The 6,615-nt window shown below is 62.1% G+C and carries 8 protein-coding genes and 1 pseudogene; 6 read left to right on the top strand and 3 right to left on the bottom strand.

The window, feature by feature from the left end; translation table 11 throughout:
• The 4 genes and pseudogenes from AC1DX0_RS28550 to AC1DX0_RS28565 form a co-directional block, all read left to right on the top strand.
• Positions 1-190 (top strand): sulfurtransferase (locus tag AC1DX0_RS28550; protein WP_477357750.1); only part of this gene is annotated, 190 nt, incomplete at its 5' end.
• 5 nt (positions 191-195) lie between these two features.
• Positions 196-759: a GNAT family N-acetyltransferase gene (locus tag AC1DX0_RS28555; protein ID WP_477357757.1), complete on the top strand. Its 564-nt coding sequence runs from the start codon at positions 196-198 to the stop codon at positions 757-759.
• A gap of 116 nt (positions 760-875) precedes the next feature.
• Positions 876-1,433 (top strand): OmpA family protein, encoded by a 558-nt coding sequence (locus AC1DX0_RS28560; RefSeq protein WP_477220655.1) that lies wholly within the window; start codon positions 876-878, stop codon positions 1,431-1,433.
• Positions 1,434-1,616: 183 nt separating this feature from the next.
• Positions 1,617-2,083, top strand: a pseudogene (locus AC1DX0_RS28565) (DUF1203 domain-containing protein).
• Between the two features lie 218 nt (positions 2,084-2,301).
• On the opposite strand, the gene ald reads toward AC1DX0_RS28565, so the two are convergent.
• The gene (gene ald, locus AC1DX0_RS28570) at positions 2,302-3,417 is read right to left on the bottom strand and encodes an alanine dehydrogenase (RefSeq protein ID WP_477357751.1); all 1,116 of its coding nucleotides are present in this window, start codon (positions 3,415-3,417) and stop codon (positions 2,302-2,304) included.
• Positions 3,418-3,573: 156 nt separating this feature from the next.
• On the opposite strand from ald, the gene AC1DX0_RS28575 reads away from it, so the two are divergent.
• Positions 3,574-4,047: an Lrp/AsnC family transcriptional regulator gene (locus AC1DX0_RS28575; RefSeq protein WP_013531467.1), complete on the top strand. Its 474-nt coding sequence runs from the start codon at positions 3,574-3,576 to the stop codon at positions 4,045-4,047.
• Here the strand turns inward: AC1DX0_RS28575 and AC1DX0_RS28580 are convergent.
• Positions 4,044-4,454 (bottom strand): hypothetical protein, encoded by a 411-nt coding sequence (locus tag AC1DX0_RS28580; protein ID WP_477220653.1) that lies wholly within the window; start codon positions 4,452-4,454, stop codon positions 4,044-4,046. The two genes, AC1DX0_RS28575 and AC1DX0_RS28580, sit on opposite strands and share 4 nt — an antisense overlap.
• Positions 4,455-4,644: 190 nt before the next feature.
• Positions 4,645-5,295, bottom strand: coding sequence for a 5-formyltetrahydrofolate cyclo-ligase (locus tag AC1DX0_RS28585; RefSeq protein WP_477220652.1), 651 nt, complete (start codon positions 5,293-5,295; stop codon positions 4,645-4,647).
• Positions 5,296-5,459: 164 nt separating this feature from the next.
• Here AC1DX0_RS28585 and AC1DX0_RS28590 point away from each other — a divergent pair.
• A partial coding sequence (locus AC1DX0_RS28590) for an NAD(P)/FAD-dependent oxidoreductase (RefSeq protein WP_477357754.1) occupies positions 5,460-6,615 on the top strand: 1,156 nt, incomplete at its 3' end.

The raw sequence follows: 6,615 nt of genomic DNA on the forward strand, positions 1-6,615 counted from the left end.
GTCGAAGCCCGTCGTCACATCTTGCGGCTCAGGGGTCACCGCAGCGGTGATCACTCTGGCGCTGGAGACGCTTGGCCACACTGACAACAGGCTCTATGACGGCTCATGGACCGAGTGGGGCGGGCTCTCCGACACGCCCGTCGTGACTGGCCCAGCGAAGACCGGCCCCAATACGACCGGCAAGGAATGAAGACGATGGAAAACGGCGTGCTGCAGGACATTGAAGTCACGGTGACTTTTCTCGAAATGCATGCCCCTCCTGCCGTCTCGCCGCCAGTGCCCTACAATCGCCAGGTCGCGCTGCTGAAAACCAGGGAAATTCCCTTGCATTTCTACCGCTATTTGATGGACCGGGTCGGGCGCAAATGGCAYTGGGTMAATGTTCTCAGGCTGRATGAYGACGAGCTTKCWGCCGGCATCCAYCGYGAGGATCGCGACATCAGGGTGCTYTATSTCGACGGCGCGCCSGCCGGSTTCTTCGAYCTCAAGCCGCATYTGCCKGATGAAGTSGAGCTCGCCTATTTCGGCATGATGGAACAYGCCACCGGGCAAGGCATTGGCCGCTGGTTCCTGGGTTCGGCGATTTCAGCCGCCTGGTCGCACGGGCCGAAAAGGGTGACGGTGCAGACCTGCACGCTTGACCATCCGGCGGCTCTGCCGCTCTACCAGAAGCTCGGTTTCAAACCGGTCGCGCAGAAGAAAGAGGTCGTGCATCCGCTGGCTTTCGCCGAGCGCTCGGCCAGCGTCATGCGGCCCTGATTTCAGCCGGAATCCGACACCAGCGCGAACCTGAACCACTCGTTCATCGGCGCTTCAGCCTGCCTTTGGCATGTTGCCGGCATCATCAATGCGGCAGAGGCCGAAGGAGAAAAGACATGCTGACACGCCGTACCCTTGCCGCCGCGCTGATTGCAGCGATTGCCATGCCGAGTCTTGCCGCCGCCCAGGCGACGACGCCTTCGGCCGCGACGATCGAGCGCAAGCTCGAAGCCGCACCCCGGGTGAAGTTGCGGCCGAATGAGCGCGTCACCATCCGAGAATTCAAGCGCCGGCCCGATCTGCGCCGCATGGCGCGCTCGATCGACATCCAGTCGATCAATTTCGCCTTCGGCTCGGCCGCCATTTCCAATTCGCAGTACGACAAGATCGAGACCATCGCCGATGCACTACAACGCATCCTGCGTCGCGATCGCGGTGCTCGTGTGCTGATCGAGGGGCATACCGATGCCGTCGGCTCCTTCCAGTCGAACCAGATCCTGTCCGAACAGCGCGCCGCCTCGTTGAAGCGCACGCTGGTGCGTGAATTCGGCGTACCCGGCTATGCCTTGGAGACGGTGGGTTACGGCGAGGAGTTCCTCCTAGTGCCGACGCAGAACGAAAACTGGCAGAATCGCCGGGTGACACTGCGGCGCTTTGACGACTTCATCCGCTGATTTGGGGCTCGGCCGGTATTTTATTAGCCGGCTTATTTCACTGAGTTGGCGCTGCTGATTTTATCTATATGAGGGACTGACCGCCGACATCGGATCGGTCCCTCGATCCCCTTGGCAGGAATCGGGTGGGAGGCATTGGCCTGTGCACGTAATTTCCGGTCGACAACACCGGAGGTTTTCACGATGTCCATTCAGTTCAAGGCGCTTCCCACCGAACATGTCAGAGCCCTGCAGCGTGGCGGATCCGATGCTTACGGCCACACGCCCGAGCGGAAGATCTCTGACGGCGACGGCATGCCTTGCCGGCATTGTCTGAGGAACATCGCAGACGGCGATGCCTACCTCATTCTCGCCTATCGGCCGTTCCCGAACCTTCAGCCCTATGCCGAAACCGGGCCGATCTTCCTGCATGCCGAAGAATGTGAGCGCGCCGCGAGGCCGAGGCGCTTCCCGAAATTCTTGAAAGCCCGGACTATATTGTGCGCGGCTATGGCGGGGATGACCGCATCGTCTATGGCAGCGGCGGGGTCATCCCGACCAAGGCAATTGCAGCGCGGGCCGAGACGCTGTTCGAACGTGACGACATCGCCTACGTGCATGTCCGCTCGGCGCGCAACAACTGCTACCAGTGCCGGATTGAACGGGCCTGAACCGCAAGGGATTGCGGTCAGGGAGCCTGTCGTACTCCCGTCGCATAGATGCGGTAGAAAGCGAGTGTCGATCGATTGGCCGACCGCGGATGAACCGGCGGCAATCTCGATATCGAGGAAGCGGGGCTTTGGCTCCGCTTTTTTGTTGCCTGTGCTTAGGCAAGAAAAAACCCGCCGGCATGGCCGGCGGGCTGACGGGAGAAAGAATCCAGACGAAATCAGGCGGCCAGAACAGCTTTCGGCTCGACCAGTTCGTAGCCGAGCGCATCTGCAACCGCCCGGTTGGTGATCTTGCCCYTGTGKACRTTGAGRCCRTTGCGCARRTGATGGTCGTCGATCAGCGCCTTGAGGCCCTTGTCGGCGAGCTGCAGGCCGTAGTGCAGCGTCGCATTGTTGAGGGCGTGGGCCGAGGTGACGGGCACGGCGCCTGGCATATTGGCGACGCARTAGTGGATAACRCCRTCGACYTCGTAGGTCGGMTCGGCGTGAGTCGTCGCATGCGAGGTCTCGAAGCAGCCACCCTGGTCGATGGCGACGTCGACCAGCACCGAGCCTTTCTTCATGCCCGACAGCATCTCGCGACTGACGAGCTTGGGTGCCGCGGCGCCCGGGATCAGCACGGCGCCGACGACGATGTCGGCCGAGAAGCATTCTTCCTCAAGCGCCTCGACGGTCGAATAGCGGGTGTGGACACGGCCGGCGAACAAGTCGTCGAGCTGGCGCAGGCGCGGGATCGAGCGGTCGATGATGGTGACGTCGGCGCCAAGACCGGCGGCCATGCGGGCCGCGTGCAGACCAACGACGCCGCCACCGAGCACGGTGACCTTGCCGGGCAGCACGCCGGGCACGCCGCCGAGCAGCACGCCACGGCCGCCATTGGCCTTCTGCAGCGCCGTGGCGCCGGCCTGGATCGACAGCCGGCCGGCGACTTCCGACATCGGCGCCAGCAGCGGCAGGCCGCCGCGATCGTCGGTCACGGTCTCGTAGGCGATCGCGGTCACGCCCGAAGCGAGCAGGCCCTTGGTCTGTTCCGGATCCGGAGCCAGGTGAAGATAGGTGTACAGGATCTGGCCGTCACGCAGCTGCACCCACTCATTGGGCTGCGGCTCCTTGACCTTGACGATCATGTCCGACTTGGCGAACACGTCGGCGGCGGTCTTGGCGATGGTGGCGCCGGCGGCACGATAGGCGTTGTCATCGGCGCCGATGCCGGCGCCGGCGCCGGTCTCGACCAGCACTTCGTGGCCGTGCGCCACATATTCGCGGACCGCGCCTGGCGTAAGGCCGACGCGATATTCGTGGTTCTTGATTTCCYKGGGGCARCCGACGCGCATTGTCTTCTCCTGATCCGGGCCCTTTGGGCTCACTCCCTGTATTGGTGAAGTGAACCATGAATCGGCTCGCAAGTGTTTGCGAATGCGCTTGCGCGGACGGGCAGGTTTCGATAATTGTTGCGCGAAATAGCAAGATATTCGCAGGATTCACGAAAAATGCCGCTCGACAGGATCGATATCGCCATTCTCGAGGCTTTGCAGAAAGATGGCAGGATACCCAATGCGGCACTCGCCGAGAAGGTCGGCCTGTCGCAGTCGGCCTGTTCGCGCCGGCTCGACAATCTCGAGAAATCCGGAACCATTCGCGGCTACCACGCCCGGCTGTCGAATGCGGCACTCGGTCATCAGATGACGGCGATCGTCCATATATCGCTGTCGGGCCAGTTCGAGAAAACGCTGTCGGATTTCGAGGCGGCGATCAAGCGCTGCCCCAACGTGCTGTCCTGCCACCTGATGTCGGGCGAATACGACTACATCCTGCGCATCGCGGCCAAGGATCTCGTCGACTATGAGCGCATCCACAAGGAATGGCTGTCGGCGATGCCGCATGTGACGAAGATCAACTCGTCATTCGCCTTGCGTGAGATCGTCGACCGTACGGCGATGGGCATGAAGCCGGAAATGGCTTAGCGCCAAAGGCACACCCGGACGTCCTTGCCTATATAGCATGCGCCTTCGCGGCGAAGTGCTTCCCAACGTTCATCACCGTGCGTTTCGTCGATTTCGGAGTTGCTGTAGCCGGCCCAAACATCACCGTCCTTATAGACATCTGCCCAGTAATCCCGGGACATTTCACCGGCCCCACTATGCGTATCAGGATAGTCGATACCTGCAAAAACCTGCCGAGGCCCCTGGATATTAAAATCGCCACCCGCCTCGATTTGATAGGAGCATCTTCCGGATATGCGGGTCTGACCGCTGACAACAAGCAGGCAACGGCCCCATTTGTAATCGCTCGGCAAACGATGTGGTTTCGCATGCGCAGGCGACAAGGAAAACGCGATGGCGAGGGCAGCTACTGCAGTTCGTCCGATCATCTTTTCACCCGTTGTGAAACAGCCAGTCTAAGAGCGACCGTTGGATCCACCGAAAGCGCATGTCGAAACGGTCCGCCGCAGGATAGTCCGCTTGAAGGTCAGATTATTTATCGACCAAGTCGGATTTTTGTCACGTGACATCTGCGCTGCCGCTCGGCGGAAGTATGGATAATTTTCCGGAAACAGGCTCTCAGGCCTCGGTGACGACCAGATCCATCGGAATGTCATGCGGCTGCGGGTAAATGGTGGCGATGCGCTGCAGTTCGTAGCCGACGCCTATGACCAGCGGCTTGAACGGCATGGCGGCCAGCGTGCGGTCGAAGAAGCCGCCGCCATAGCCCAAGCGATAGTTTGCCGGATCAATGCCGACGATCGGCGAGATGACGATGTCGGGCAGCACCGGATCGCCCTCGGCCGGGATCGGGATATTCCAGATGCCTTTTTCCAGCCGGTCGCCGGATTTGTAGGCTCGGAAGATCAGCGGTTGCCCTTTCTCGACGACGATAGGCAGCGCCGTGCGGCCGCCGCGCTCATTGACGGACGCCATCCATGGCCGCAAATCCGGCTCGCCGCGAAACGGCCAATAAAGACTGACCATGCGGCCGCCGATCTCGCCGATGATCGCGTCGAGGCCCTCAGCAATGCGCTGCGACATCACCGTTCGCGCGTCGGCTGAAACGGCGAGGCGAGCCGCGATCAGGCGTTCGCGCTCGGCCTTGCGCCAGCGCCGGACATCAGTCCAGTCGGATAGCGGCGCCCGGAATTCCGGATCGAGTTCATGCATGAAGCAGGGCGGCGAGGAATACTGCGCCGGACCCTGGTCGTCATGATCGTTGGCCATGCTTTACCTCATAAGCGTGTTCGATAACGCTATACCTCGCGACACGATACATCTTGTGCGTTCACGACATAAGACGACGAGTCCCGGGCACTGTCCTTCTGTTGCTGCATTGCACAAAAATACCTACATCCAGGATAGGCAATCTTACCGCTGGGGTGAATGAGATGAAYGAAGCCAGCCATCATGTCGTCGTTGTCGGCGCGGGGTTCGGCGGCTTCGAACTCACCCGCGGGCTGTCAGGCGCTCCGGTGCGCATCACCATGATCGACAAGCGCAACCATCATCTTTTCCAGCCGCTGCTCTACCAGGTGGCGACGACCGCGCTGGCAACCTCCGAAATTGCCTGGCCGATCCGCCATCTCCTGCGCCAGCGCAAGGATGTGACGACGCTGCTGGCCAACGTCATCGGCGTCGACCGCGCCGGCAAACGCGTATTGCTCGACGACGGCAGCGCCGTTGCCTACGACACGCTGGTGCTCGCCACCGGCGCACGCCATGCCTATTTCGGCCACGACGAGTGGGAGCCTTTCGCGCCAGGTCTGAAGACGCTGGAGGACGCCACCACCATCCGGCGGCGCATTCTCCTGGCCTTCGAGCAGGCGGAGCGGGAAACCGATCCCGCCAAGCGCCAGGCGTTGCTGACCATTGCGATCGTCGGCGGCGGGCCGACTGGCGTGGAACTGGCCGGCACCATCGTCGAACTGGCGCACGACACGCTGCGCGGCGAGTTCCGCAACATCGATACGCGGCAAACGCGCGTGGTGCTGATCGAGGCCGGTGACCGCGTCCTTGCCAATTTCGCGCCAAAACTCTCCGATTATGCCAACAAGGCGCTTGAGCGGCTCGGCGTGACGGTCGAACTCGGCCGCGCCGTCACGCGCTGCGATGCCGAAGGCGTCGTCTTTGGCGACAAGCAATTGGCGGCCAAGACAATCCTGTGGGCTGCCGGTGTTGCCGCTTCGCCCGCCGCCGAATGGCTGGGAGCGAAGGCAGACCGCGCGGGCAGGGTGCTCGTCGAGCCTGACCTCAGCGTGCCCGGCAGTCCGGAGATTTTTGTCATCGGCGACGCCGCCCTTGTGCTGCTGTCCGATGGACGGCCGGTCCCTGGCGTGGCGCCTTCCGCCAAGCAGGAGGGCCGACATGTCGCGGCGACCATCAAGGCCAGGCTCGGCGGCGACAACACCGCGCGGCCGTTTCACTACAAGCATGCCGGCGACTTGGCGACGATCGGCAAACGCGCCGCTGCGATCGACTTCGGCTGGATCAAGCTGACGGGTTGGCTCGCCTGGTGGCTCTGGGGCATCGCGCACATCTATTTTC

It is taken from the genome of Mesorhizobium sp. P3_A9, assembly GCF_056402975.1.

What these genes read in the sequence shown, in the direction of transcription:
- AC1DX0_RS28560 (WP_477220655.1), top strand. Translation starts at nt 876, where the DNA reads ATGCTGACACGCCGTACCCTTGCCGCCGCGCTGATTGCAGCGATTGCC.
- AC1DX0_RS28575 (WP_013531467.1), top strand. Translation starts at nt 3,574, where the DNA reads ATGCCGCTCGACAGGATCGATATCGCCATTCTCGAGGCTTTGCAGAAA.
- AC1DX0_RS28580 (WP_477220653.1), bottom strand. Translation starts at nt 4,454, where the DNA reads ATGATCGGACGAACTGCAGTAGCTGCCCTCGCCATCGCGTTTTCCTTG.
- AC1DX0_RS28585 (WP_477220652.1), bottom strand. Translation starts at nt 5,295, where the DNA reads ATGGCCAACGATCATGACGACCAGGGTCCGGCGCAGTATTCCTCGCCG.